Source organism: Alteromonas lipotrueae, assembly GCF_019249255.1.
GTDB lineage: Bacteria > Pseudomonadota > Gammaproteobacteria > Enterobacterales > Alteromonadaceae > Alteromonas > Alteromonas lipotrueae.
The window spans coordinates 187,646-214,207 of the sequence record NZ_JAESDJ010000001.1 but is presented as its reverse complement, the minus strand read 5'-3'; the positions used below and the strand labels follow the sequence as shown (position 1 = coordinate 214,207).

22 protein-coding genes are annotated in these 26,562 nt (G+C 42.3%); 4 read left to right on the top strand and 18 right to left on the bottom strand.

From position 1 onward, the window contains the following. Positions 1-54: 54 nt before the first annotated feature. The 3 genes from KYS23_RS00910 to KYS23_RS00900 all read right to left on the bottom strand — a co-directional run bounded on the left by KYS23_RS00910 (position 55) and on the right by KYS23_RS00900 (position 4,662). The gene (locus tag KYS23_RS00910) at positions 55-1,515 is read right to left on the bottom strand and encodes a potassium/proton antiporter (RefSeq protein ID WP_218417901.1); all 1,461 of its coding nucleotides are present in this window, start codon (positions 1,513-1,515) and stop codon (positions 55-57) included. 90 nt (positions 1,516-1,605) lie between these two features. Beyond that, the gene (gene secD, locus KYS23_RS00905) at positions 1,606-4,197 is read right to left on the bottom strand and encodes a protein translocase subunit SecD (protein ID WP_218417900.1); all 2,592 of its coding nucleotides are present in this window, start codon (positions 4,195-4,197) and stop codon (positions 1,606-1,608) included. A 69-nt stretch (positions 4,198-4,266) separates the two neighbouring features. Further along, positions 4,267-4,662 (bottom strand): hypothetical protein, encoded by a 396-nt coding sequence (locus KYS23_RS00900; protein WP_218417899.1) that lies wholly within the window; start codon positions 4,660-4,662, stop codon positions 4,267-4,269. A gap of 293 nt (positions 4,663-4,955) precedes the next feature. On the opposite strand from KYS23_RS00900, the gene KYS23_RS00895 reads away from it, so the two are divergent. Next, the gene (locus tag KYS23_RS00895; RefSeq protein ID WP_218417898.1) at positions 4,956-5,384 is read left to right on the top strand and encodes a DUF2383 domain-containing protein; all 429 of its coding nucleotides are present in this window, start codon (positions 4,956-4,958) and stop codon (positions 5,382-5,384) included. Between the two features lie 135 nt (positions 5,385-5,519). Then, positions 5,520-5,987: a DUF421 domain-containing protein gene (locus tag KYS23_RS00890; protein WP_218417897.1), complete on the top strand. Its 468-nt coding sequence runs from the start codon at positions 5,520-5,522 to the stop codon at positions 5,985-5,987. 27 nt (positions 5,988-6,014) lie between these two features. Here the strand turns inward: KYS23_RS00890 and KYS23_RS00885 are convergent, their stop codons facing one another. Then, positions 6,015-7,214 (bottom strand): helix-turn-helix domain-containing protein, encoded by a 1,200-nt coding sequence (locus KYS23_RS00885; RefSeq protein WP_218417896.1) that lies wholly within the window; start codon positions 7,212-7,214, stop codon positions 6,015-6,017. A gap of 199 nt (positions 7,215-7,413) precedes the next feature. Between KYS23_RS00885 and KYS23_RS00880 the strand changes: the two genes are divergently transcribed. Further along, positions 7,414-8,313 (top strand): DUF2306 domain-containing protein, encoded by a 900-nt coding sequence (locus KYS23_RS00880; RefSeq protein ID WP_218417895.1) that lies wholly within the window; start codon positions 7,414-7,416, stop codon positions 8,311-8,313. A 585-nt stretch (positions 8,314-8,898) separates the two neighbouring features. Here the strand turns inward: KYS23_RS00880 and KYS23_RS00875 are convergent. From KYS23_RS00875 to KYS23_RS00845, 7 genes are all read right to left on the bottom strand, one after another. Then, positions 8,899-12,012, bottom strand: a complete 3,114-nt coding sequence (locus KYS23_RS00875) for an efflux RND transporter permease subunit (RefSeq protein ID WP_159528153.1) — start codon at positions 12,010-12,012, stop codon at positions 8,899-8,901. A 53-nt stretch (positions 12,013-12,065) separates the two neighbouring features. Continuing rightward, entirely contained in the window at positions 12,066-13,004 is a 939-nt protein-coding gene (locus tag KYS23_RS00870; protein ID WP_159528155.1) for an efflux RND transporter periplasmic adaptor subunit, read from the bottom strand. Continuing rightward, positions 13,001-14,323 (bottom strand): TolC family protein, encoded by a 1,323-nt coding sequence (locus KYS23_RS00865; protein ID WP_193362813.1) that lies wholly within the window; start codon positions 14,321-14,323, stop codon positions 13,001-13,003. The genes KYS23_RS00870 and KYS23_RS00865 overlap by 4 nt, the downstream gene beginning before the upstream one ends. Before the next feature lie 72 nt (positions 14,324-14,395). Further along, the gene (locus KYS23_RS00860; RefSeq protein WP_007984747.1) at positions 14,396-14,791 is read right to left on the bottom strand and encodes a hypothetical protein; all 396 of its coding nucleotides are present in this window, start codon (positions 14,789-14,791) and stop codon (positions 14,396-14,398) included. An 87-nt stretch (positions 14,792-14,878) separates the two neighbouring features. After that, positions 14,879-15,772, bottom strand: a complete 894-nt coding sequence (locus tag KYS23_RS00855; RefSeq protein ID WP_159528157.1) for a cation diffusion facilitator family transporter — start codon at positions 15,770-15,772, stop codon at positions 14,879-14,881. Continuing rightward, on the bottom strand, positions 15,759-16,124 hold the full coding sequence (locus KYS23_RS00850; RefSeq protein WP_159528159.1) for a DUF3703 domain-containing protein: 366 nt from the start codon (positions 16,122-16,124) through the stop codon (positions 15,759-15,761). Before KYS23_RS00850 ends, KYS23_RS00855 begins: the two co-directional genes overlap by 14 nt. Continuing rightward, positions 16,121-16,756, bottom strand: a complete 636-nt coding sequence (locus tag KYS23_RS00845) for a cation efflux transmembrane domain-containing protein (protein ID WP_159528161.1) — start codon at positions 16,754-16,756, stop codon at positions 16,121-16,123. The genes KYS23_RS00850 and KYS23_RS00845 overlap by 4 nt, the downstream gene beginning before the upstream one ends. Positions 16,757-16,837: 81 nt before the next feature. On the opposite strand from KYS23_RS00845, the gene cadR reads away from it, so the two are divergent. Continuing rightward, positions 16,838-17,227: a Cd(II)/Pb(II)-responsive transcriptional regulator gene (cadR, locus tag KYS23_RS00840; protein WP_013755210.1), complete on the top strand. Its 390-nt coding sequence runs from the start codon at positions 16,838-16,840 to the stop codon at positions 17,225-17,227. Positions 17,228-17,703: 476 nt separating this feature from the next. Here cadR and KYS23_RS00835 read toward each other — a convergent pair whose 3' ends face one another. The 7 genes from KYS23_RS00835 to KYS23_RS00805 form a co-directional block, all read right to left on the bottom strand. Continuing rightward, positions 17,704-18,009 (bottom strand): hypothetical protein, encoded by a 306-nt coding sequence (locus KYS23_RS00835; RefSeq protein ID WP_159528867.1) that lies wholly within the window; start codon positions 18,007-18,009, stop codon positions 17,704-17,706. Positions 18,010-18,266: 257 nt separating this feature from the next. Further along, positions 18,267-18,530 (bottom strand): hypothetical protein, encoded by a 264-nt coding sequence (locus KYS23_RS00830; protein ID WP_159528865.1) that lies wholly within the window; start codon positions 18,528-18,530, stop codon positions 18,267-18,269. Further along, the gene (locus KYS23_RS00825; RefSeq protein ID WP_159528863.1) at positions 18,517-20,127 is read right to left on the bottom strand and encodes a TnsD family Tn7-like transposition protein; all 1,611 of its coding nucleotides are present in this window, start codon (positions 20,125-20,127) and stop codon (positions 18,517-18,519) included. The genes KYS23_RS00830 and KYS23_RS00825 overlap by 14 nt, the downstream gene beginning before the upstream one ends. Next, a complete protein-coding gene (locus tag KYS23_RS00820; protein ID WP_159528861.1) occupies positions 20,124-21,038 on the bottom strand; it encodes a hypothetical protein in 915 nt (304 codons plus the stop codon). The genes KYS23_RS00825 and KYS23_RS00820 overlap by 4 nt, the downstream gene beginning before the upstream one ends. Before the next feature lie 4 nt (positions 21,039-21,042). Further along, a complete protein-coding gene (locus tag KYS23_RS00815; protein WP_159528859.1) occupies positions 21,043-22,338 on the bottom strand; it encodes an AAA family ATPase in 1,296 nt (431 codons plus the stop codon). Then, the gene (locus KYS23_RS00810; RefSeq protein WP_159528857.1) at positions 22,331-24,538 is read right to left on the bottom strand and encodes an integrase catalytic domain-containing protein; all 2,208 of its coding nucleotides are present in this window, start codon (positions 24,536-24,538) and stop codon (positions 22,331-22,333) included. The genes KYS23_RS00815 and KYS23_RS00810 overlap by 8 nt, the downstream gene beginning before the upstream one ends. After that, positions 24,526-25,428: a TnsA endonuclease N-terminal domain-containing protein gene (locus KYS23_RS00805; protein WP_159528855.1), complete on the bottom strand. Its 903-nt coding sequence runs from the start codon at positions 25,426-25,428 to the stop codon at positions 24,526-24,528. The genes KYS23_RS00810 and KYS23_RS00805 overlap by 13 nt, the downstream gene beginning before the upstream one ends. Positions 25,429-26,562: the final 1,134 nt, after the last annotated feature.

Genomic DNA, 26,562 nt, shown 5'->3' with positions numbered 1-26,562 from the left:
TAATTTTATAAAAGATTACATTAGGGAGGGGCTTTAATCAATAATTAAATACATTCACTTCGCGCCATAAAAGCATGTTTCAACCGTGTTCTTATCAAGTAGTTTTGTTATAACAAAAACCTGATCTTCTGCCCGTAAAACTGTGCTCCCTTTGGGAATAAGCGTACTTTCACCACGGGCGACTAACGCCACAACGGTATCTTCGGGTAACCCCAACTCTGAAATACTTTTGCCTGTTGAGGCGGACATAGCGTGAAGCACAATTTCAATTAACTCGCGTTTGTCTTTAGCCACTTTAACGATTTCTAGCGTGTTCGATTCACCTCGAGGGTTATCGAGTACTAAACCCAGTTTGCGCGCAGCAAATGGCAAACTTGCCCCTTGTAGTAGGGCTGAAATCATAACAATGAAGAACACCACGTTAAAAATAAGTTCGGCGCTGGGTAATTCAAAAATGAGTGGAAAAATTGCCAGAATAATAGGCACAGAACCACGAAGCCCTACCCATGAAATAAGCACTGAAGCTTTAAATGAAAACCGACTGAGTAATAACAATGGCATTGCCACCAGCGGCCGGGCCACAAAAATAAGTACTACGGCAATCAACAAGCCTTCTTTCCAGGTATGTAGAAGCTCAGAAGGGGTAACCAACAAGCCTAAAATAACAAACATCGCTATTTGACTTAGCCAAGCCAAGCCATCTATGAATACAAAGGTATTTCGTTGATAGGAAAATCGGCTATTACCCACAATTACGCCGGTAATAAAAGTCGCCAAAAATCCGCTGCCATTTAAGTTTGAAGCTAAACCAAAGGCCAACACCCCAAATAACATAACGAACACTGGATATAAACCAATCGCCATAAGCGTTACGCGCCTAAACAACGCAACCGCTAGGCCACCTACTACTGCACCTGTAATGGCTCCCACGCCCATTTGGCTGACAAACAATAACGCTAATTCTGACGCCTTTGTGCTGCTATCTTGAATAAGTGTGATAAGACCAATGGTAAGAAAAATGGCCATAGGATCGTTTGACGCACTTTCTAGCTCTAGGGTTGCTTTTAGTCTTGATGGAATAGTAATGCCCGCATTGCGCAGTACAGAGAATACTGCCGCAGCATCGGTAGACCCAACAATGGCACCAAGTAATAACCCTAAATAAAGGGGCAAATCGAGAATGTACATGGCTGCCACACCGGTTATTGCCGCTGTGCCTACCACGCCTATAGAGGCAAGTAATGCAGCAGGCTTCCACGCCCGCCTAATCGACTTCTTTGAAGTTTGAAGCCCCCCATCAAATAAAATGAGGATAAGCGCAAAGGTCCCTATGGAATGGGCTGCATCGGCATTATCAAAAGAAATGCGACCGATACCATCTTCACCAGCCAGCATGCCCACACCTAAAAAGAGCACTAATACTGGCACGCCAAAACGGGGGGACAGTTTGCTGACCAATACGCCAAATATCGCTAACAAAGCACTGAGTAGAATGATTTGGTCTACAGCAAACACACGTTATCTCCCTTTAACTTAGTAATAATAGTATACAGATGAAATGAGCAAAGCGGTATTTCACCGCTTCGCCTATTTCGATTTTAGCGGTTAAGGTATATGTGCCAGCGACGCTTTTACCTCCTCAGAAGTAGGACGAAGTTGAGCCTTCCCTTTTTGCTCTCTACGTTTACCCAGCATGTGAAGTAACGATGAAGTAATAAACAAAGTCGACGAGGTGCCAATAACCACTGCAAATACCATGGGTACGGCAAAACTGCTAACTGCATCTCCTCCTACTAGCGCCATCGGTAGCAAAGCAAGCAGTGTGGTTAACGAAGTAAATACCGTTCTGCTTAGCGTGCTGTTTACCGCGTCGTTGATAATATCAGCTAGAGAACGCTCTGGGCCAAAGCGCAGCAACTCTCTTACGCGGTCTAACACTACCACTTTATCGTTAATTGAATATCCTATTAAGGCCAGTAGCGCGGCCACTGCGGTAAGATTAAATTCAATACCGGTTAAGGCAATAAAGCCAATGGTTTTAGTTAAATCAAGTAGCACGGTAAGTAAGGCTGCGGTAGCAAAATGTGCTTCAAACTGAAACCATAAATAGGCCAGCATTCCACCTCCAGCAATAAGCAATGCTAAAATGGAAAGGTCGGCAAAGCCATCACTCACCTTCGGCCCCACAACATCAACCTTATTAAATATCACGGTGCTATCGGCGTCTTGTATCACCTGTTTTAGCGCTTCGATGTTGCTACCTTGCGGGGCTACGGTACTGGATCCGGCATTAGCTTCAGTAATAGGTACAGTGTTCGATTTTGCTGATACTGGCGCACGCAATAAATACTGATTTTCGGCGCCATATTCTTGAATTGCGATGTCTTCAAAATGATGTTGTTTTAGCACTGTGCGCAATTGCTCAGTAGATAGTTGCGGCGCAGAAATTTCCATCATAGTACCGCCGGTGAAATCCACCCCGTACTGCAAGCCAGGTTTAAAGAAGAGCGCCATGGAACACAAGGTTAATATCAGTGAAATACTCAAAGCTAACTTTTTAGATTTTATAAAGTTAAACGGCCCTAATTTATCCGCCATGGTTAACAATGGCGAAGATAAATTAATTGGCTCTCTTTGATGCTTCCTTGTTGCCCGCTGCATAAGTAACTTAGTAAGCGCCACCGAAGTAAACAGTGAAGTTATCAGGCCTATTGCAATAGTGACGGCAAAACCTTTCACTGGACCACTACCAAAAACAAACAATAAGCTAACGGCAATAAGGGTTGTGAAGTTTGAATCAACAATAGTACCAAACGCCTTATCAAAACCAATTTTAAGGGCACTACCTGCTGGCCTGCCTTTTTTCGTTTCCTCACGAATACGTTCGTTAATGAGGATATTTGCATCTACCGCCATGCCCATGGTGAGTATCAGCCCAGCAATACCAGGCAGAGTAAGTGTGGCACCAAACAACGTAAGCACGCCAAATACCAGCGCCATATTCACCGAAAGCGCAACACTCGCAATTGCGCCCCAACGGCCGTAAATGGCTAACATAAATACTAAAACCCCGAGTGCCCCTGCAATGCCGCTTTTCACGCCGGTTTCAATAGCATCACTGCCTAAATCTGGCCCTACCGTGCGTTCTTCAATAATATGCAATGGAACGGGTAGTGCACCAGTGCGCAGCATTAGTGCCACATCTTGCGCTTCGCTCATGGTAAAGCTACCGGTAATCTCGCCTCTGCCACCGGGAATAACACTATTGATAACCGGCGCCGTGACGACCGTGTCATCAAGTACTACTGCTAACACGCGACCAATATTGTTTTTCGTCATGATAGCGAATTTTCGAGCGCCATCGTTATCTAAACGAAACGTCACCACGGGTTGACTGGTTTCAGGGCTAAACGCCGCTGACGCGTCGGTAATATGCTCACCTTCTAGCGCAACATGCTTTTCAAGTAAGTACTGCCTGCCGTTAATGTCAGCCCGAGTAAAGCTCTCACTATTTTTCACCTGAGTTTCCCAGTGAAAACGCATTTGCGCTGTAGTACCTAGTAAGGCTTTCACACTGGCTGGGTCTGAAATACCGGGCATTTGCACTAAAATAGCATCGCTACCTTGGCGGGTAACACTGGGTTCTGTGAGGCCGGTTTCGTCAAGTCGTTTGCGTACCACCTCTAGGCTACGATTAATCGCATCTTTTACTACTGCTTCTTGGTATTCCTCAGTAAGGGCTAGAGAAAGGTTAATCACATTCCCTTTTTGGCTAATACCTTTTGGAGCAGTGCCTTGCTGTGTCAGAAGCAACGCGCTACTGCCATCTGATTGCAGCGACACTTCATTTGCCCGCTGTTTAACGTTGTAAAGGTCGTCGGGGTTCGAAAGCGTAAATTGTACTGCTAACGCGTTTTTGGAAGTATGTTTAACATAGCGAATTTTTTGCTCTCTCAAGTCACTAAAAAGCGCAGAGGAGTAGCTATCTAACTGCCGAGCAAACAACGCATCAGTATCAGCTTCCAGCAATAAGTGAGAGCCCCCTTGTAAATCTAAACCAAGCGAAAGCGTGTGTTGGCTGTACCACTGCGGTACATGCTGCTTAAGTGAATCGGGCAATATATTGGGCGCGGCGCTAAGTAGGCCTAGTAAAATAACCAGCGCATACACTAGGCCACGAAATGAAAATCGTGTCATAAAAATCCTGCAATAAACCTTTAAAAGTTGAGAAGCACTGCAACTGCAGCGCGTGATATCAGTAAGTGATTACAGGGAAGAAGGTGGGCCGCGGTTTGATATGCCCTTCCAATAAAAGGCAATATATTCAAAGGGACTGCTAAAGATAGCATCCGAGAAATCGACGAGAGCTAAATGATTTTGATATCCAAAGAGAAGTAGATGTTCATCTGAATTATCTAAATCGGCATCTTGCTGTTGACTGTGCTGAGTAAACCCAAAGCGTGAAGCAACAGAAAGCCCGAAGTCAGAAAAGGATATCTGCGGGGTTTGCTCATTAAAAGATGCGGTATCGTTTGCACAATAGGCTGAAAATGGCGCGCTGAATACAAGCACCGACACCACAATAGAAAAGACCCACGCATAAACTGAAGACGCTTGGTTTTTCTGAGAAGGTGAATGAGCGTCATTGTGACGTTCAGGCATAAAACGATGCATAAGGGCGGTAGTGATAACTTTCTATTATTCCGTTGCGCTGTATATGGGTACGAAATAGTAAAAAGCAAATAACGGGCATAAATAATGGGGGTAGTTTTAATTAATAGGAAAATTCCCAGCCGATAATACGAGCCCTCATCTTCCCTCCACAAAAGTGTGCAAATGAAATTGACCAACCTCTCTCAACACAACCACCACCTCTAAACAAGTTAAAAAATATTAATCTCTTTGGCGACTACTTCGGTACAAATTATCTCAACAGGCAGAACAAGGAGAATTTCATGTCATCAACATCAACAGTCTTATCAGAATTATGTCATTTGGATTTTGACGCCCTAGCGGCTTATGAGGCCTCTCTTGAACGTATTGAAGATGCAAGTCTTAAAGACACTATCGCTACGTTCAGAGACGATCATAAAGCTCATATCGACGCTCTTAACACCATGTTGGTTCAAAGAGGTGAAGATAAAGTTACCGAGGCTGACTTTAAGAAAGTGCTAACCAAAGGCAAAGTGGTGATAGCTGGGCTTATTAATGACAAAGCTATCTTAAAAGCGATGGTAGTGAATGAAGAAGTTACCACCAAAGCTTATGAAAAAGCCTTAGATCATGATGGCTTTTCTGCAGCAGAGCGAGTCGCAATTGAAGGGCATTGGGCCGATGAAAAGCGTCACAAGCATTGCTTTTCTGAAGCGGCGAAACACGAATAAATAAATTAATGGGGTCGGTGTAAGTTAAACCTAAAAGCACACTAACCCTTTTCGTTGTTAACAGCCACGTGAAGGAATACATCATGTTTAGCGCCATCCCTAGATTTACTGCTAAAAGGCTTACTGTTAACCACCATGGGGATGTTCTGGGTGGTGCTGCTGGTACGCGTGAACGGGTTGCGTTCCTTTTCTAAAATGACCAATTTTGATTTTGTGATGACAGTAGCGGTAGGTTCATTGCTAGCAAGTGCGTCTCAAACTAATAGTTGGAGCGCGTTTTTTCAGGCAATGATTGCTATGGCAGCATTGTTTTTAGTGCAGTTCGTCACTGCCCGATTGCGCAGACGTTCCGATAAAATTGAAGCACTTATGCAGAATACCCCTGTTATTTTAATGCGCGACGGTGAAATTATCGATTCTGCGCTAGCCGAAACGCGGGTCGCCCGTAGCGATCTTATGGCGAAGCTTCGAGAGGCGAACGTGCTTAACATGCAGCAAGTGAGAGCGGTAGTACTGGAAACCACTGGCGACATTTCTGTGCTTCACGGCAACCATTGTGCAGATGACATGCTAGAAGGCACTAAAACTATTTATAATAGATGATTCTCAGTTTACGTTTGAGCCCCTCTCTTATGCATTTGGCACACTATAATTCAATGTATTACCCTGCTTCCTATATTCATTTGGCATTTGCCCTGAAATCGCCTTAAACACCCGATTAAATGTTGCTAAGGACGAAAACCCGCTCTCTAGCGCGATTACCAAAATGCTCCACTGCTGACATTCGTTGCTTCGTAACAATTGCTTAGCGTGTTTTACCCTGAACTGATTTACGAAAAGGTTGAAGTTGGCAGTAGCAAAATAGCCTCTGATGGCCTTGCTTACTTTGTATTCCGACGTGTTCAACGCTTGCGCTAAATGAGCAATTTTTAAGTTTGGCTGCAAGAATATTTGTTCTTGATGAATTAACCTATTTATTCCTTTCACTATAGACATATCAATGGCTTCATCTTGTTGTATTGCGCCGCCCTCACTGCAAGTGCTAGTGAGACAAGAAGAATCAGACATGCCGCCATTTAATGATTGACTAGGTTTGTCAGCGTTAACTTGATTTCGAGGTTCATTCTGTTGTTGTTTTATTATTTGGCCGCTAAGTTGAACACTCATTTTTTGCGCGTGAACCACGTACTGAATAGCGCCAAGAATTAGCATTGCCGAAGAACATATTAACCAGGGTGCGTAATATTCAATTTCTGTGGGCGTGAATAGAAACTTAGGTAATATTGATGAATTAAATAAGCCAAGGAAAAAGGCAGTGGCAAAGACAATCGACTGGCGCTTTTGGATGTTATTTTTGCTCTTAAACCCGCGTAAAGCTTCCCAAAACGACAACGCTAAAATGCTGGATGAAAGCAAGGTCGTAATTTCATTCATTCCCTGTTTAAGTTTAAGCATCTGTGCTTGGTTTAGCAGGTGTGGAATATCGCTCGATACTACTAAGTGCCACGTTTGATTAAATATCACTAATCCTGCAATCACAAATGCTACCACAATATGCCTACGACTTAAGGGCTTGTGCTCTCGAAATAGCGTTCTTGCAATTAACCAAACCACATTGCATGTCGCACAGGTTGCTAGCCCAATAACATATTGATATACACCAAGGGTGTCAGCACTTAATTTCTGCGTGGCCACCATACAAAGCGATGCACTAAATAGAGCAACTAAATAGTTAACTGTCTGCTTATCTTTTTTAAGTGCATGGGTAAGCATTATGCTCAAACTACAGCACACTAAAAGGTAATAGGGTAAATCGCTTTGCCACGCCACAGGGGTTCTACGCCTTAATATATAGCTCTGCCCTCAGTGTAAGAAGAATCACCGCCAAGCACAAAATAACTTTGTTAAGGAGTATGTCAAAACCGCTAATTTAAGGTGTTCATTTTTCGAATTTGAGAAGAATGAGCCCTTATTTTCTTTACGATAGAGGGACATTAGAGGGCAAAGCATTTATTCAAGAGGCAAAGATATGTTGGCGAAAAGTACCTTAGCACCGGTTTCTCTTAAACCTGAAACCCCAACTCCCGATCCACTAACACCCACGACCTTATCAGCCGCATCGAAACTTTATGATGCGAGTCAGAAAATAGCATTTTCTTGCTTGCTCATCGCACAAGCTTTCTTTGTTAGTTATCTGATTGCAGGTTATGGCTTTACAGGTGTGACTGCTGGAGTATCTCAATGGAATCGCTTTAATAGCACGGCCTATGTTGCCGGCGACTCACTTGGCAATGCGATGTACGCCGCGCATGTTTTATTGGCGATAGTAATGATCATTGGCGGAAGCTTGCAGCTAATACCAGCCATTAGGCGTAACTATAAAACGTTTCACAAATACAATGGCCGGCTTTTTGTCACCCTTGCGTGCAGTATCTCGCTAGCGGGCATGTATCTCCTGTTATCTCGGGGTACCGTTGGGAATCCTTTACTACATGGGTTAACGGCTTTTTCGGGCGTGATGGTGATTGTAAGTAGTTTCTTTGCGATTCGTGCCATAAGAAACGCTAACGTGACGCTACATCAAAGGTGGGCGCTACATTTGTTTTTAGCCGCCAATGGCGTGCTCTTTTTTAGGTTATTCATATTCGCTTGGATGACACTTTTTGGCACGCTTGGCATTAATACTGCCGACTTTACTGGTCCTGCCGTAATAAGTGTCAGTGTGCTTTCTTATGTCGCGCCTCATATTATTGCGCAGTTAATTTGGGTAGTTAAAGTAACTGCTACCGATCGTGCTACTGATAATACCAATCGAGTATCCCTACTCAAACACCTAATAAGCGTAACGCTGCTTGTTGTCTCTGCTGTGTTTATTATCGGTCTTTTTGGCTTGACATTAGGGAGTTGGTATCCCGCCGTTGTCGCCTAGTTTTACCTTAGGAAACGACCCTAGGAAATGGGCCTAGAAAATAGAGCCAGAAAATAAACGAAGTGTAAATGTAGACTAAAAGTACTCTGCCCCCATTTTTCCAATAATTTCGTCAAGCCTATACAAACGAAAAAGCCCTCAATCATAGAGGGCTTTTAAAGAGTAGATCGTGTTCGGCTTAGTGTTTACAGTAAATAAGTTGTTTAATGCGAACCAGTAAACAAAGGCTATCTAGAAAGCCCCTTTTGTAAGTAAGATGTTTACCAATATGACGATTAATAGCATCAAAGTATAAGGTGGATTAGGTGTAGTAGCTTATACTTGATCTTACACATTCATTTATAGATTTAGACACAATCTGACAGACGGCTTTAGACAAGGAGCGGACGTTCAGGCCACACGGTTCTTGATTCCGGTATGTGCCAATGTGCAGATCATCATTCGACCTTGATTGAATTGGTGTTAATTTTAGTATTCCGGTGAATAAGCTTCTTATTGGTGAATATACAGTTCAGTAATCATTTTCAATTGTTTTGAATTTCCAGACGAAGAGCACCGTACCTTTTGCAATACGGTGCCTAACCATCATACTTTGATTAGTTTCGAATGCATGATCCGATATAAAACCGGTAATATGATCAACGTTAAAATAGTGGACGAGATGATCCCGCCAATCACCACCGTTGCAAGCGGTCTTTGCACTTCAGCCCCCGTTCCGACATTAAGTGCCATGGGAATAAAGCCTAAACTTGCTACCAGTGCTGTCATCAAAACCGGACGCAATCTTGTGATAGCTCCGTCAACGATTGAGTTAATTAAGTCACCTGTTTCTAGTACTCGCTGTTTAATAAATGACAACATCACTAAGCCGTTTAGTACCGCAATACCAGAGAGCGCAATAAACCCAACTCCGGCAGATATAGACAGTGGCATGTCACGCATCCAGAGCGCGAAAACACCTCCCGTTAAGGCTAAAGGCACGCCAGTGAAGATGATCAAGGCATCACGAAATGAGCCAAACACCACCACTAGTAACACAAGTATTAGAAAAAGCGTGGCAGGCACCACGATAGACAGTCGCTGACTGGCACTTTCAAGCTGCTCAAACGTGCCACCATAATCCAGCCAATAGCCTGCGGGCAGTGCAACCTGTTCGGTTATTTTTATTTTTGCTTCGTCAACAAAACTCCCTAAGTCGCGTTCTCTGACATTGGCGGTAACCACGACTCTACGCTTACCGTTTTCTCGACTAATTTGATTGGGAACAGACGAGTAACCCAGTGTAGCGACTTCTGATAACGGTACAAATTCCCCATCGGATGTAATAATAGGAGTGCTGCCAATGGCATCTAAATCTGTGCGCATACCTTCATCAAATCGCACAAGCAACTCGAATCGTCTATCTCCCTCAAAAATTAAGCCAGCGGTATTACCCCCGATAGCTGACGCCAACCACTCCTGCAAATCGGCGACGTCCAATCCATAACGTGCCAACTCGACTGGCTTAGGGTTGATAGTGAAGATAGGAATATCATCGACCTGCTCAAGTCGTGCATCCGCCACGCCGTCTATTGATTGCAAAACCGTTAAGATGTCGTTTGCAGAGGCAACAAGCGTGGTTAAATCATCTCCAAAGACTTTTATACCAAGGTCAGCCCTTACTCCACTTATCAACTCGTTAAAGCGCATTTGGATAGGTTGGGTAAACTCATAGTTATTGCCTGTCACCGCTTGTAAGTCTCGCTCAAGGGTTTCTACGAAATCCGCTTTTGACAAAGTTGGATCTGGCCATTGCGCTCGTGGTTTTAGCATCACAAAGGTATCGGTTACGTTGGGCGGCATCGCATCGGTAGCTACTTCTGCGGTACCGGTTTTCGCAAAAACTGTAAGTACCTGTTCGTATTCCATCAGGGTAGATTCAAGTGTTTTTTGCATTTCGACGGCTTGCTCAATACCTGTGCCCGGTATTCGCATGGCGTGGAGTGCGATGTCTCCTTCGTCAAGCTGGGGAACAAACTCAGAGCCTAGTCGCGCTGCCAGCAATAAGCTGCCTACTACTAGCACGACTGAGCCGACAAGCACTATCCAGCGTAATTTCAGTGCAAGGTGAATGATGGGGCGATAGGCGGATTTGCCTGCAACAATAATAAAGCTTTCTTTTTCACTGACTTTTCCGCCCATAAACATCGCGACTGCCGCTGGTACAATGGTAATAGAGAACAGCATCGCTGCTATCAGCGCCATGATGACCGTTGCCGCCATTGGCTGAAACATCTTGCCCTCAACGCCTGTCAATGAGAACAGCGGGATATACACCACAGTAATAATCAATATACCGAACAAGCTAGGACGAATGACTTCGTTGGTCGCTTGAAAAACCAGTTCTAGCCGCTCTTTTAGTGGCAAGACTCCACCTGTGCGCTTCTGAGACTCGGATAACCGCCTGATACAGTTCTCTACGATGATCACCGCACCATCGACAATTAATCCAAAATCCAAAGCCCCAAGGCTCATCAGATTGGCAGACACACCGGTATTAACCATCCCTGTGATGGTCGCCAACATCGCTAGCGGAATAATTGCCGCAGTGATGAGCGCGGCGCGAATATTGCCAAGCAATATGAACAAGATCACTATGACTAATAACGCCCCTTCTACTAAATTCTTCTGAACCGTCTCGATAGCTTTATCGACCAGTAGGGTGCGGTCGTAGACTGGCTCAATGACAATTCCATCAGGTAAGCTGGATTGAATGTCCTTCACCTTTTTGGCAACGGATTGGGCAACGGCTCGTGAGTTTTCGCCGACTAGCATCATTGCTGTACCTAAAACGGTCTCTTCACCCTCCTGCGTTGCCGCACCCGTTCTCAGCTCCTTACCAATAACTACACTGCCAATGTCTTTCACCGCAACGGGGACAGTATTAATGCGTTTTATTACCACATTTTCTATATCGCTAAGTGTCTGAAGTTGACCTTGTGAGCGCACCAGTATTTGTCGCCCATTTCGCTCAACAAACCCCGCCCCCTGATTCGTGTTGTTTCGCTCCAGCGCACGATGGATATCACTTAGACCAATGTCAAAATTCAGCATTTTCTGTGGTTCAGGATTCACATGATATTGTTTTACGTAACCACCAATGGCGTTGACTTCAGTGATCCCCTTAACCAGTGCGAGCTGCGGTTTTACGATCCAGTCGTGTATCTCGCGAAGCGCCATGGCATTGTACGGTTCACCGTTTTTTTGCATGGCATTTTGCTTGGCTCGCAAGGTGTACATGTAGATTTCGCCTAACCCAGTAGCGATAGGTCCCATTTCAGGCGCTAACCCTTCAGGTAGCTGACTTTTGATTGCACCTAATCGGGTATTGATGAGATTACGCGCAAAATACAGATCAGTGCCTTCATCAAATACCGCTGTTACCTGAGATAGCCCGTAGCGAGATAAAGAGCGGGTGTAGGACAGGTCAGGTAATCCCGCCAGTGCTGTTTCTACTACGAATGTGATCCGCTGCTCGGTTTCCAAAGGCGAATAACCCGGTGCTTGTGTATTGATTTGCACTTGCACGTTGGTGATATCGGGTACCGCATCGATAGGTAATTTTTGATAACTGAATATCCCCATGCCCAGCACAAGGAAGATCAACATTAGCATTATCCCTCGTCGCTCTATGGACAAACGTAAAATGGATTCAATCATGTGTTCGCCCCCCAATAACAGAGACGCCTGACCAAATAGATAGCATTGAGTTATTAATGATCATGACCTGCCTCCGACTTTTCTAAATCGGCTTTAAACAGGTAGCTGTTCTGGCTGACAATCACATCTGCAATGTGCAGACCTGATAACACTTCAATATTGTGGTTATCTTGTTGACCTAAGGTAACGGGCACGGGACGGTATTCGTCACCTTCTTTGACAAACACGACAGAAGCATCCTCAAACTCTTGAATCGACGCTTTAGGCACCATCATTGCGACATCAATGGTGTTGATAGTGACAAGGCCTTTGATAGCTGCGCCAACCGGCCATTGACCTGAGGTATTGGATATTTTGGCATACGCCAAGACATAAGGCTTTTCATCGGGTGAGGGTAAGATATGTTGGATAGTGGTGTCTAACGCTGCCCCTGACAGGCTAAGCTGAACGGGTTGCTGCTCTGCTATATCTGATAGCTGTTGTGGGAAGACTTTAAGCTGTGCCCACACGTCATCATAGTTTGCGATTGAAAATAGCACTTGGCCATTTGATAACTCGCCTTCATTGGCATGTCTGGCAATCACGGTGCCTGAAAACGGCGCGGTAACGGGATAGCTTTTCAGGCTTTCGTTGGATTCAACTACCGCCAGTGTCTCGCCTTTTTTAACGTTGTTACCTAAATTTGCATTGACCTTGGTCACCATACCGTCGAATCGTGCACGCACATGACTCAGTGAAGCAGGGTCGGTCACAATATTTCCGTAGACAGTGGTGGTAATATTGAGATTACCCGTTTGCACACTTTGCGTCATTACGCCCATTTTTTGCGCCAAGCTATCTGACATGAATACGCGTTCATCCTTATAGGCTTCCTCTTTACCATGCTCGCCTTCTGCTGCTTGTATTGTGGTGCTTGAAAAAAATCCCAAGGCACTGCAAACAATGAAAACTAACAGCGTGTTTTGCTTCTTAATTAATATATTTTTGTTCATTTTGCTTTTCTCGAAAAAGAGGTGTTGATCGTATCCACAAGAGGCTGTGCAGTCAGTGATTCGATATCTGCACCACGCTGATGAGCTTGCTTCGCTGATTGAATTAAGGCTTGTTTGGCATTGAGTAGTTCTTGACGTGTACTCACCCATTCAAGGTAGCTGAATCGTCCGTTTATATAGGCTTGCTCTACTAATTCCAGCGCTTGAACTAAGGGTGGGATAATAGAGTTTTGCAGTGTCTGTACATTGAGCAGCGCATTGTTTCTGATCATCAAGGCCATATTTAGCTGATGGTATAGGCTTTGCGTCGCTGACTCTTTTTGTTGTTCTAGCTGTGCCTGAATTGCTCGCTGCTTTTCGTACTCGCCAAGATTTCGGTCACCGGCAAACAGAGGCATACTCACGCCTGCTACAAAGGCTGTTTCATCTATGCCATTCATGCGCCTAATACCAGCCGTCCAGCTTAAATCCGATTGATTAGCTGCTTGAGTAAGACGGACTTGAGAAGCCTGCAATCTCGATTCTTGCGTATAGACCTCAAGATTGGGACTGTCCAATAAGGTGGTGAAAAGCGCGGTTAACGAAGGAGACGATTGCAGCGCAAATAAGTCTCCCTCCACATCAGTAAAAGTGGGATCTTTTTCCCCCCACATAATAGCCAGACTATTTATCATGGCTTGCTTAGTTTGCTGTGCGGTCACCACATCCAATCTGGATCTTGCTAAAGCTGCTTCAGCGCGTTTCTGTTCAAATGCAGGGGAAGCACCTGCATCCACGCGTTTTGTGACAGCTTGATAGGTATATCGAGCAAGTGTTTCTGCATCTTTTTGCGCGTCAATTAACGCTTGTTGCGCCAGTACATCGATGTAGCGACGTGTCACTTCAGCCAGTACATCCAAGGTGTGCACTTGTTTTTGCGCTTCGACTAAGGTGGATTGCGCCTTAGCAAACGCCTTACGCGAGTTGAGTTTATTGCCCAATTCAATGACCGACGACAATGTGAGAGTCAGCTCGGTGTCCTTAATGCCAGAGACCTCGCCTGTTCCTAAGAAGTTTTCCACTTCAATGCCTACGTTGAGGGCTGGTTTAAGAGACGCAGTTTTGATTTCTCCCTCAATTGCTTGTTGCCTATATGTGAACTCATGCAATTCGGGCGAATTCGCTAATGTTCGCTGTATGACGCTTTGCAAGGTCATTTTGCGATTGGTGATACTGTTTGTTTGTGCTACTACCACGGTGTGTGTTGTCAGAAGAACAAGCATCGTGAAAATCACCCAAGCGTGCACACGCACAGGGCGGCTCAATGAAATATGCATCATTGTTTTATTCCTAAATTATCAAAAATATATATCGCCAAGCTGTTGGCGAACGGTGTTTGATTAGTTCAGGGGTTATGCTTTAGGTGGGCGTAGTAATTGCGTGACCGGTGCATCTACTACTTTTGATAAGTAATAGAAACCGTGATGGGTGGCAACCGAAGCAAGTTCAATTGCGGTGTTATTTCCAAGCCATTGGGCATGGGTTCCATGACAGTGACCACAATGGTGGCAATCAGCAGGATTGTGAGAAATATCTACGGGGGCGTTATCAGTATCAAGTTGTTCGTTAGATTGCAGTTGAGCATGCGTCTTCACAGAAGCGGTGTTATCTCCCGCCTGATGTTCATGTAATTCGCTTAGATGTTGCGAATCAATAGCATGAAAATCCAAGGACTTGGCGACAGCAGAAAACGACTGAAACAAAATCAGCGAAATCAACAGGTAGCTTGTCACCCTTACACTAAACATATCTATCTACTCTCATCTTTTTCATATTAACAGGTATTCGAACTAAGACCAATCGACCAACTGATACAAAGTGTTTCTATCATTGGATTACACATCACGGCAATCTTCATCGGCAAATTCGATTTCTATCGTAGTGTGCACAAAATCGAACCCAGCTAGGCCGTGACGAAGTTGTTCCTTGAGTTTCTTAAGTTGAGATACAGAAATATCATCATTCAGCTCCACATGGACAGTCATAACGCTGTGCTCTCCATCCAAAGACCAAATGTGAAAATGATGGATATCCATCACATCATCGCTAGACATAAGCACTTTATGAACCTCTTCCATTTGCTGTGCGTCAGGTGTCGCTTGTAAAAATAGCAGTAAGGTTTCTTTTAGATTTCTAATGACATTAAATAAAATGAATAATGTGAAGCCAATAGATAAAATGGGATCTAAAATCGCCCAAGGCTTGAACATCAGCACAATCGACACGATCAGTACTGCGACCCATCCCAGAACATCTTCGAGCAAATGCCAGTTTAATACTCGTTCATTTAAGGAGTTTCCTTCCCTGAGTTTATACGCTGCAAAGCCATTGACTGCTATCCCGAATATAGACAACCCTAACATGCCTTCCACTTGGGGCATTTCAGGGGCCAGTAATCGTGGAATAGCTTCGAACAAAATCCAAATCGAACCAGCCGTTAGTACAACTCCATTAATTAACGCCCCAAGGAGTGAAAAACGCTTGTAGCCGTAGGAAAAAGTAGCATTTGCTTCTTTATCACTGAGTTTATTTAAGCCCCAAGCAGTACCAATGGATAAGCTATCGCCCAAATCATGCACTGCGTCGGCCATTATAGCCGTGCTGTTTGTCAGCCATCCGCCTATAAATTCAATGATGGTGAACAATACGTTCAATGAAAATGCCCAGCCTATCCGCTTAGATGCGCTGCTACTCTCGCTATGATTATGATTATGATTATGATTGTGCATGATTAATTTTGTCCAATATCGCTTGATTTTCTGCGCTGATTGGCAGTCGCTTAAAAGGGCTGATGTCAGTGCCGCCTGTATTCCCTTTAGGTACAAGGCCGATAGCTGTTTTGGTTGCTGCGCCAACTATTCTTATTGCTTGTCCAAAAACGGCTCTCCAATCTTTGTTTAGAAGACCATGTCGCAGCATTTTATAATGAATTAAACAATGGAAATAAGTAGAGTGCTGACCAATTACATGCGCATCCTCCAGCGCTGCAAATGCCTGCCTCTCATTATTGTTAGACATTGCATCTGAGTAATCTGTCAATTTGGAATCGATATGCGGCTTAACGGCTTTATTGTATGTCATAGTGGCTCACCCACTTTACCTTTCTGTACTTCGTTATTAAGTACTTCCTGCTTGGCGTCTTTCAGGATCATCCACGCTCCGCGCAGCACGACAATCGACACTATACAGCCGATAACCAGATCCGGTACTCTGCTATCAAGCCATACCACTAAAACTCCGGCGATAATGACACCCATGTTGGCGATGACATCGTTGGCCGAAAAAATCCAGCTGGCTCGCATATGTACTTCGTCGTTTTTATGATTACGAATAATCATCAAGCAAGCGACGTTTGCAATTAGTGCAATGAACCCCATTCCTATCATTAATGATGAGATAGGCTCACTGCCGAAGAATAACCTTCTGGTAATATCAATGAGAATAATTACGCCCAGCAATAGCTGAAAGTAACCACTGATTTGCGCAGCTTTGGCTTTATGAAGTATAGATTTACCCACAGCATAAATACCTATGCCGTATACAACCGCATCCGCTAGCATGTCCATAGAGTCTGCTATCAAAGCAGTAGAGTCAGCCAAAATACCCACGGTCATCTCAACGAAAAACATCACCGCATTGATGCCGAGCAGCCAATACAGAACCCGTTTTTGTGAGGCATCTTTGATTTCCACTTCACAGCCGCATCCACTCATTGTTCAACTCCTATTCCCAAAACTATAGCTACAGTGTAAAGTCTATACCTAGTATAGGGTCAACAGCACAAAGGCACGTTTATGAAAATAGGTGAGCTATCAAAAAAAAGTGGGTGCTCTATTCAAACGATCCGTTTTTATGAAAAACAGGGGTTGTTTGAAGCTTGCAATCGCAGTGAAGGTAACTACAGAATTTACGACGCCTCATCGTTGAGGGCACTGCGATTTATTAAACAATGTCGCTCATTAGATTTGACCATAATAGAAATTAAACAGCTGTTGGATACAAAAAATAATCCCAATAAAAGTTGTTCCAGTGTGAACAATTTGATCCATCAACATATGGTTGACGTCACGCATCGCATTGCAGAGCTTGAGGAGCTAAAGCTTACCCTATCTGAGATGGCCTCGGCATGCACAGATAATAGAAAAGTTAAAGAATGTGGGGTATTGCAGTTGCTTGAAGAGTGATACTGATATCTATAAGTCTTATCGTTTTACCTTTGCCTACGGTTTCATAAGGTTACAGGTTCGACGAATTGAAATTCGATAAAGTAACCAATATACAATAAATAGCTACGTCCGCAATTTTGGGCTAAGCAGTCGTTCGACTGAGGTAGGTCGAACGACTGGTGATCGCTCTTTGTCGCTGCTCTATTGTCAATGTGCCAATGACCGCTTAACGTACACAAGAGACTGTCAGCTTTAGTCGCATTCTGTTATTGAAAATGTCAGACTAGATAATGACTAATCCAGATTAGGCCAATTCCCTCCCTCGCTTCGTATCACAGAGCTGGGCTAAACCTGACAATCAGCTCTGTGCCAATTTCAGCTCATCACGCTCTAGTATGAAAACGGCAGTAAAGTACGCTTAAAAGACCCTGTCTCAGCAGCGATGATCTTGTGATCGGCCAGAAACAGTTATTCGCAATAATTTCATTAGAAAACTAACAGCGATCTGAGTTCAGACCAAACTTTTCGTCAGGGAGGTTATTTTCATCATCATCAAACATGAATAAAGATCTTTTGTGGTCTTTTAGAGCGAGAAGAGCAACTTTGAAACATCTTTCGCACAAATCGAGATGATATGTGTTTCCGTCTTCTTTCGATTTCGACCCGTAGCCCCATTTTGCTTTTAACTCACCAAATTCTTCAACTCGGCCTTCACCAACGTCTGTCATCACGCTTTCTTTGCAAACGTCACAGACACGATCAACGACAGTTTCAACTATTCTTTCTTCGAAAATTTTCATTCGTACACCTTACATTCACATTGATACCGCAATAAATTACTCATGGGTTCCTCAACGGACTGTGTTGACCATATGTTCCATTTTGGAACCCATGAGTCATTTGTGAAGACGTGTTTGCTCAACGTCTCTTGATCGCTCGTTGCTAACTATCAGATTTGGGCCAACCCTTCGAGAAAATATGTCAGATAGGATATGACCCACTATATATCAGGATTCGGAAAGTTCTAGGCGCTAGTGACATGGACTGGTTAACGGTTTCAGTCTCTGACTCTTTCCTTTTCATTTACCTTATCAACTAAAGCTATTTCAAACTCACCGGACATCAATTGCAGTTGCTCTAGCCCTGTTAATTTTTTTTCAGCTGCACTGCCAAGGTATGCCCATTGCTCAATCTGCTCGGTAACAGTTTTAGGGTATCTTTCTAAAGCTGCTTCAGCTTGCGTAATTAGAAAGTTGTCGATATGTATATCAACAGTACCTTCATCAGTTGACGCCTCTGCTTTTTCATTATTTTTTGACATTATCTATTCTCCTAGCATTGTGGTTAATTTTAAATTTAAGCTTGTCGTACATACGCTTACATTTGGTCAATTTGTCGAATTTGCATGTAAACCAACGATGATTACCAAATGCTTTGTCTAACGCATATTTACTAGGCAATTTATTGGTTGTTTCTAGTTGTTGTTTAAGGAAATCTTTGAATTTTGGAAAAAGGGATGTGTCTCGCTTCTCCCAAATTTTTGTACTGTGATTAGCATGGTTGCCTTGGATGGGAAACGTAGCATCAAGCCATTTTTTGTCATATTGATATGCCCAGTTCAAAGCATTTCCTTGACGCTCTTTTAATTCTGCTCGGTTAATTAAGCCACTACGATTTAGCTCCTCATTTAAAGTCGCTCTTACGGCATCCCGCTTTTCATACATTCTTAAATATTGACGCCATAGGCTTAGTCCATCAACAGACTGAACTACTCCAGTAATCGATGGTTCTGACACACCAAGTTTGGCTGCAATATCCTTACAACTCATATTTTCGATTGCCATTTTCGTTGCTTGTCGCTCTATATCAGCGGTGACAACTTGTTTTCGCTCAGTTGTTTTGACTCCAGTTCGGTTGGCTAATTGTTTTACATAGCCATGACTTACCTTAAGTCGTCTGCTTATCTCCGCAACGTTAAATTGATAACTTTGTAATAGCGCTATTGCTTGTGACTCAATGGTCTCAGACATCTTCAGGGGTTTAGGAGCAGGTATTGAGGGAGGCGATGATTCTTTGCGCAGTCCTTTTACTGCAAATTCGAGCAAAATAGGTTTCAATGGATGGATACTTAAATCTTGTTCGAAAACTATTCGACGAATACTTCTGGTATTCAACACATTGGGAACACAAAGCGCTTCAGCTACTTCAATACAACGTTCTATCACTACAGGCATGCGAATATGCATTTGCGATGTCAGCAGCCCACGGGTCTTAAATAGACTTCTAAAGTGTTGCTGGCCAGCATTTTCAATAGTGTTGCTACGTAGCAATTGCACAATATGCTTTGCAAACTCTATCTGGAGGGTATTAGCGCCTGAAGGAACAACAGATTGTATTGACTCAAAATAAAGCGGGAGGCGGTATTTTCTGGGGTTAAAAGGCACACTGGTTAATTCACTGCCATGTTTGTAGCATGCCCTAACACCCCACAATTGGTGTGACAAATGCCAAAACGCGATACCTATTTTAGACACGTCTTCTTTAGCACACTCAGGACAGTAATTACTTTTCGTTAATGAACCAAATGCCAACTGTGGTGAGCATGAAAGGTTTGCTATATTCATATCACCAGCGCCACACATTGACGCCTTCAGTGCGTCATGGCGGGCGTTATAAAGAATATGCAAAGGGTAAGCTGTATGGTTATGTAGAAGATGGTCTATGCCGTATTCTGAATGACGAGAGATATCCTGAATATGGCTAGGCAAAAGCTGATTTAAACACACCCCTTCATATCCGAACCAATCGCTCGCAGTATCTTTATATGAGACATCACCCCATAGCCAATGACACCGAGCAACATACGAAAACAAAGTTTCATCAGGTTGAATTCGCGGTGTGTACAAGATTCTACTCATGGTCGATATTCATGCATGTAGAAAAACTTAAATAACAAAAACATTAAAGGATGAATGCTGCCATTTTCAGACATCATAGCGCTGGCTTTGAATGCAATATTGTTAGCAGTGGTTTCAGCAGAACTTTGTAAATTTGGAAACAAAATAGTGAAGTACCGTTGGAGCGCACTTTGCCATTGCTTATTAAGAGCAACGCTCACTTTACTTGGAGAATGGGAATAGAAGCTACTCTCCATAAACACACGCTTGTGAAGTTCGACTTGCTCCCGCTGATAATCAACACCTCCTCTCATCAGCAGCTTAGTTTCCCAATCAAGCCAACGGTGAAAAAGTGTAATATGAGGGGTGCTAAAAGAAGATTTATCAAAAAAATCGCCTGAGCATTCAAACCCATTAAACTCGCTCACTAAACGTTGGCTCAGCGCTGAATTATGCTGATGGCAAATAAAAGCTGACATTGCTTGATGATCTGCTTTCCAGATAACAAAGCCCTTGGCTCTTACATCTTCATCATGGCACTTTGAGCAGTATTTTAGAGAGTGGTAAGGCATTAGTAGCTTTTCAGCATTAAACAGTACGCGTCCCGTTGCCTTGTCATTCAATTGATTTTTCATATGTACATCTAATACATCACGAGAGACGAATCCTTGCCAATATTTGCCCACCATATTATCAGTCAATACATCCTCGAATCTTTTTCTTCCATAGGCTTGTACGGCAAACTTCACTGCCCACCTTGGCATGGTCTCTCCTATCAAACGAGGACTTGATATTTGAAAAAGACTTAAAAATTCCTTTGGAGCAAAAAAATCCGCATACTCCATGAGTCGATAGAAATAGGTTGGAAAATACTCACCGGGTTTGATGTTAATATTCTCTAGCAGTATGGATGAAAGACTGGTGTTCAACATGAGATCACTCGTCCCCCATATCTAGGGCTTGAAGTCGTTTTATTCGCTCAATGCGTTCTTGGTTTTTTGAGTCCTTCTTTTGCGTATTTTTATCATCTATTTGTGCTGTTTTTTCCGCAGAAACGACTGGCGTGATATCAACATTAGGTAACTTTGGTTTAATCGATTCTTTGCGTATGTGAGTGGCCGCATGCGCTGTATACAAAGAATTAAATCGATTACTATTGGTCATACTCAAATTCGCAATTAGTATATGATTTACTAGACGCTTCAACTTGCTTATGTTCCCCTCGCAATAATAAAAAATTGCATGTTCAAACTCCTTATCAACTAACTTCTCGCTCATACCTAAAAAGTTCATGCTTAAGGCTTTAACCATTGTATTCCATGTTATGTGTTCAATAGAGTGGTCACTTAGAACAAACTTGCCATCACTGATTAAACGCCGTTCAGACTGCTCGCTCTGTTCAGGAGCACTGAAAAGGTCTCCAGCTTCAGGCGTACCAATGAATATCATTGGCACGCCTAAGTCGTTGAAAAATTCTTCTAAAAAAACATTAGTAACAACCTTGTTATCCTTCGTCGTTTTAGAGTTTAAAACCCATTGGACATCATCTATTACAAGTAAACCAAGGCCAACCATTCGACATATTTTAATGACATAAATAACCTGCTCACCAACAGTGTCTCTGCTTGGAAGCTTTGCAGTGAAATGACTATTGAGCTTTTTATCGATGGCATTAAGAATCGAAACTAAGAAAGCTTTTTTACTTGTCGCACTTTTAATATAAGTTTTTACGAACATGACTTGCGGTAGTCGTCTAAATCCAGTGCTTTCAGAAGGAGGATGAAAGTTATCAAAAGGATTAAGGGTTTCTAATATTTTATCATGAACGGTAGTTTTGCCATGCCCAGAGCGCCCCATACAAAGCATGGCAGTTCCTGCGTCTAGTAGAGTATTTGGTGCAGGCAAGTCTTTTACCGAAACCTCGCCGTTTTCAACTAAATTGAGATACTTATCGTAATCGTCTGTCTTAGGGTGGCGATTGAGATAACCAATAAGGATCATGTGATGAATTTGATTATACAAATCAAATGCATACTCTGGAGGAACATAGAATCGTTTAGCCAAACCAATACGTTTGGTACTGTTTGGTAATGTAGAATAATTGGGAGTAATATCGTCCCTTGCCGATAGTCGAGATATCAATTCAGATTCAGTTAGTTTCAGCATCTGAAGCGATGTAATAAATGGATTATCATCAATCCATTGTTCAAGCAGAAGGGTCGCTTCAGTCATCACTGCCTCCTTCGCTATTTGACGATGGAGTATCAAGGTCATCTGCGGATGAATCAATTGCACTAGTGCCAAACACATTTCGAGTTTCGATAACATCTCTGGCGTTTTCTGATTTCTGTGCTTGCTTGAAATTTTCCTGTATTCCGGCGACTATGCCTTTACGATCTGGAGGTCTGGTAGAAGTGTTTTCGTTTGATAACTCACGTTCTTCAGCGATCGATGCTTGCAAGGCAACGTTTGACATTCTTCGGTCTTTGCGATTGATAGACATCCTTTTCTTTTCGATTTGTTTTTGCTGTTTAATTTCTTCAGCAGTTAAGTCTTCAAACCTCTCATCATGTGACGCCAGTGTAAATTCGATGATTTCCGTGCCAAACTGCTTTGATAAATACCATGCGTAACGCGGGTCATTCTTGTTTACACGCACTTTTATTGAAGGCTTCGTCTGACCACGAAAGCCGATCTCTTGTTGCCAATCTTGGAAGCCTTTATGAGATGTTCTATATAAAAGCTCACTTGATAAAATGAATATACCGTCGAGGGATACTTTTGCTTCCTCTTGTTCCAACATCGCGTACATCACTAGTTTTTTGGGTCGGCGATTCCCGCCTGCCATTCTTTTAGAAATGTGCTTATTCCATAGCGCTAAAGGCGTCGGCTTAACTCCTTCAAACACATCAAAAGATTGTAACCGTGTGTGATTCATTCTTTGACGATTAAACGACAAAATCGATTCAATAATTAGTCGATTTAACGAGTCAATATCATGTATAGCGAAGTTTGAAGGGTGAACGGCATCTTTTGCAGGGTTCGGCTTTACACTCCCGTCCAATCGCTGAAACAGAATTTTGTCTTGAGAATCAAAGTTCACCTCTACAGTTCCCTTTCTCTTGCTCAAGTAGGAAGTCGCAAAGGTAATGGTTTCTAATTTTAAGTCTGCTGCCAGCATGGCATCATAAAGAGTAGTGGTATATTCACCCCCTCTATCGCAGAACAATCGTACGCAAACGTGTTGGCAAGGCCAATCTTCTTCATCGATTTGAATTCCGTACCTTGCACAAAAATCCACTTTATTTGTAAAAGCATTGTAAAGTGCTTTTTTAACCGCAGAAACGCCGCGCTGAAACGTAATGCAATAGCCTACGATAATCCCCGAAAAGGTATCAACTACGAAGTACAAGTACGGGCGACCAATCACCTCTTTATCTGTATATTCTCCCCTGCTGTTGATTCTCGATACCACGTAAATATTTAGTGTAGTGGCGTCAATTTCATATGTGTCACTTGGCCCAATAGAGTTTTCTTGTGCTTTACCGCGTGTAATGTCTTGGTTATTTTGAACTGCCTTTACACTCGTTTTAAGCTCTGCCCATTTCTTCCAATCAACATGTTTTTTAAAATGATCCGTAAATTGATCAATAGAAATATACTTACGAAAGTCAAGATAGCGCTCTTTATGTCCATATACGACAGTCCATGAATAACAAAGGCGTTGGCAAAACTCGCTATGTAATGACGTATATTTGTGATCAGAAACTTTAGATAAGTATTTTTTTATAAATTTTTTAATTCGCTTTATGTCTTCTTGCGTAGCATCTCGTCTTAAATATTCGTCTGAATCGCCTTTTGCGCCAATAAAATTTCCACCTCGTTTAGCTCTTTTCGCCTCAGCCTCTTCAATATTTAAAGGTAACTTTCGATTAGTTCCACAAAGATACTTTAGTGGTAATAGCGCTAAAGGATGAGAGCCAAATGCTAAATATTGATTGAGGTAGTTATATAACGACTGAGGAGCTATATTGGCTAGCTCTGCGTAAGCATCGAAAGATTTTCTGGATAAATCGCCTTTGATATATAATTCTATGTCATCAGAATCAATTAGTGGTTTTATTTTTGAATATCTATCAAACGCGGTGGATACGCGGCTTTCTGTGGCAGACAAATAGTGTTCAGACGTACTAAACGTATTAGGCGATCTTTCAAACATATCCCATGCACGCCCGTCGATGTCATCGCCAACTTTAACCAGAATAGGCTTAATAGGTTTTTTACGTTGTAGAGATAGCGCAACTACATTTGATTCAGGAAAAGTATACGCAACCGTATATTCTAGTTCTTTTTCATCTGTATTTTTAGCTTTTATGATTTCGTTAATTGAATAATCAAATGCCTTTTCTGTCGGAAGACCTACCATTCCCATGCGTAGTCCTCCTTAGCATTAAAAACAAAACTTGCATCAGCAAGCGGACGAAATAGATCTACCTGTAAGCCTTTGTGCCAGATGAGATACCAAAATACGCCGTATGTTTTTTCAGGCGAGATAGTCATTTTTTTGGATACCAGAAAAACCAAATCTGCCAATCGATGACGCTTTCTACCAGTAAGGAGTTCTAAAAAATGAACTTGAAAAGACTTAAGAATAATATGGGGAATATCAAGGTCACGATGCCTTCTAGCTATTGCAATATTTTTTACTAAATTCGGACTCAATGTCCAATGTGAAGATGTGATTAACCTATACTCTTGCTGCTTTTTATATTCCCAATAAACTTGTTCGATTTTTAACTTATCTATTGTTCGGCCAATAACCCTATCACCACCATCTACAATTAATATTTCATCATTGTATTTTAACGAGACAGCAATCTTTTTTATTTCACCTGTCATAATATCGACATATTGAAAATAAAAATCTGTAGTCATGATAGACGCTTGATACCCTTGATTAGCATCTTTTACCAATCCACGTTTTGGTGCAAAACGGGGATGGGCGATATTAAGACGAGTCGCAACCGCTAATGTTGTATCAACATCTATTAAAGGGTATTGCGTCTTTACCTTGGAGACATTTTTTAAATAACTGAGTGTCAATCCAAAATGCCGTTCCATGTCTGAAAAGTATTCATGACGTTGTGCATCTTGGCCTAGTTGCTCAGTTGAGGCATTTCCCATGCTTGAGAACTGACGAGCGGTTTTATACGGAATGTACTTACCTTCGAATTCTCTCCGGGTTACATAATCGTCAATTTTATTTTCAGTTAACTCAGTGACAGTTGGCTGTTTAATTTTAGGTGAATTTGCATTATTCATAACTTATTTTCCAGTGGCTACAAATCGGAAAATAGTCTCGAATAACGAGAATGACAAGGAAAAGCATAAAAACCACGAGAAGTTATTGGTAAAGACAATAAATTCGTTGAAAACAACAGAAAATACTAACTACAAACAACTAAAATATGTAATTATTTAAGGTTTTTATTAATAAAAATGAGGGATTGAACTGAATTTCACTTCGAAGCGCAATTTATCGTAACAAATAAATTGATTTTGTCAACACACGTCATATTTGACGAGGGGTTAATGCATTACTACAATTTTAAAACTCACAATTTACCTAACATTGGCGCAATGAGAATAACAGAAGAAAAATTGATTAAATTTGATAACTTTTTAGATCAATTCCAGAAACCTAATAGACAAGCATTCATAGCGTTTGTAGAATTGATCAAAAAGCATGGTATTGATATTTTAGATTTCCCTTAGCCTAAAAAAGATCAGCAAAAAATTAATAATTAATCCACTACACTCGGCTAACGTTTTGGAGACAATAATTTACAGAACTAAAGTATCGTCTGATGGATACAACGTTCATTCTCAATTTTTTAATAACTAGCCAGAAATCTAGTTAGTTTCAAGCTTGCAAAAATTATCATTATCTAATTTTAGCTTCTAATTAATATTAATACTTTCACAAAAAAATATTCAAAGCTGGAGATGGTGCTTTGACAAATGGATAGGGACGCTGTGGGGGTTTTTCAAGTTATATAAATAGTGCTAAGAATGTAAAATTAGTCTGTGTAACTTTAGTAACTCATATCTGAGCTTACAATTTATGAGAATAGGCTAAAACTTCATCTGAAAGGCAGCTATGAGCGAAAAGCAGATCCTGATGATTTTAAATATACATCCACAAAACAGGCACTGTGGAGACTCATGACTTTTAAAAAGGACTGAAACTTCGGAGTATAGATTTGTAACGCAACACCTAGGATGTTGCGTTTTCGCTTCCCTGCTTACGAAAAGCTCGGAGAATTAAAACAAATCCCTGTCGAGGTATACTTGCGTCCTAAGGACGCAAGTATACCTCGATTGAGCTTTCTTTGAAACTTGTTTTTATTAACCTTTTAGAAGAAATTGAAATTAAAAAACTTGACCAACCATGAG

Coding starts and splice junctions, on each gene's coding strand:
- secD (WP_218417900.1), bottom strand. CDS start 4,197: ATGACACGATTTTCATTTCGTGGCCTAGTGTATGCGCTGGTTATTTTA.
- KYS23_RS00900 (WP_218417899.1), bottom strand. CDS start 4,662: ATGCCTGAACGTCACAATGACGCTCATTCACCTTCTCAGAAAAACCAA.
- KYS23_RS00895 (WP_218417898.1), top strand. CDS start 4,956: ATGTCATCAACATCAACAGTCTTATCAGAATTATGTCATTTGGATTTT.
- KYS23_RS00890 (WP_218417897.1), top strand. CDS start 5,520: ATGGGGATGTTCTGGGTGGTGCTGCTGGTACGCGTGAACGGGTTGCGT.
- KYS23_RS00880 (WP_218417895.1), top strand. CDS start 7,414: ATGTTGGCGAAAAGTACCTTAGCACCGGTTTCTCTTAAACCTGAAACC.
- KYS23_RS00875 (WP_159528153.1), bottom strand. CDS start 12,012: ATGATTGAATCCATTTTACGTTTGTCCATAGAGCGACGAGGGATAATG.
- KYS23_RS00870 (WP_159528155.1), bottom strand. CDS start 13,004: ATGAACAAAAATATATTAATTAAGAAGCAAAACACGCTGTTAGTTTTC.
- KYS23_RS00865 (WP_193362813.1), bottom strand. CDS start 14,323: ATGATGCATATTTCATTGAGCCGCCCTGTGCGTGTGCACGCTTGGGTG.
- KYS23_RS00860 (WP_007984747.1), bottom strand. CDS start 14,791: ATGTTTAGTGTAAGGGTGACAAGCTACCTGTTGATTTCGCTGATTTTG.
- KYS23_RS00855 (WP_159528157.1), bottom strand. CDS start 15,772: ATGCACAATCATAATCATAATCATAATCATAGCGAGAGTAGCAGCGCA.
- KYS23_RS00850 (WP_159528159.1), bottom strand. CDS start 16,124: ATGACATACAATAAAGCCGTTAAGCCGCATATCGATTCCAAATTGACA.
- KYS23_RS00845 (WP_159528161.1), bottom strand. CDS start 16,756: ATGAGTGGATGCGGCTGTGAAGTGGAAATCAAAGATGCCTCACAAAAA.
- cadR (WP_013755210.1), top strand. CDS start 16,838: ATGAAAATAGGTGAGCTATCAAAAAAAAGTGGGTGCTCTATTCAAACG.
- KYS23_RS00835 (WP_159528867.1), bottom strand. CDS start 18,009: ATGAAAATTTTCGAAGAAAGAATAGTTGAAACTGTCGTTGATCGTGTC.
- KYS23_RS00830 (WP_159528865.1), bottom strand. CDS start 18,530: ATGTCAAAAAATAATGAAAAAGCAGAGGCGTCAACTGATGAAGGTACT.
- KYS23_RS00825 (WP_159528863.1), bottom strand. CDS start 20,127: ATGAGTAGAATCTTGTACACACCGCGAATTCAACCTGATGAAACTTTG.
- KYS23_RS00820 (WP_159528861.1), bottom strand. CDS start 21,038: ATGTTGAACACCAGTCTTTCATCCATACTGCTAGAGAATATTAACATC.
- KYS23_RS00815 (WP_159528859.1), bottom strand. CDS start 22,338: ATGACTGAAGCGACCCTTCTGCTTGAACAATGGATTGATGATAATCCA.
- KYS23_RS00810 (WP_159528857.1), bottom strand. CDS start 24,538: ATGGGAATGGTAGGTCTTCCGACAGAAAAGGCATTTGATTATTCAATT.
- KYS23_RS00805 (WP_159528855.1), bottom strand. CDS start 25,428: ATGAATAATGCAAATTCACCTAAAATTAAACAGCCAACTGTCACTGAG.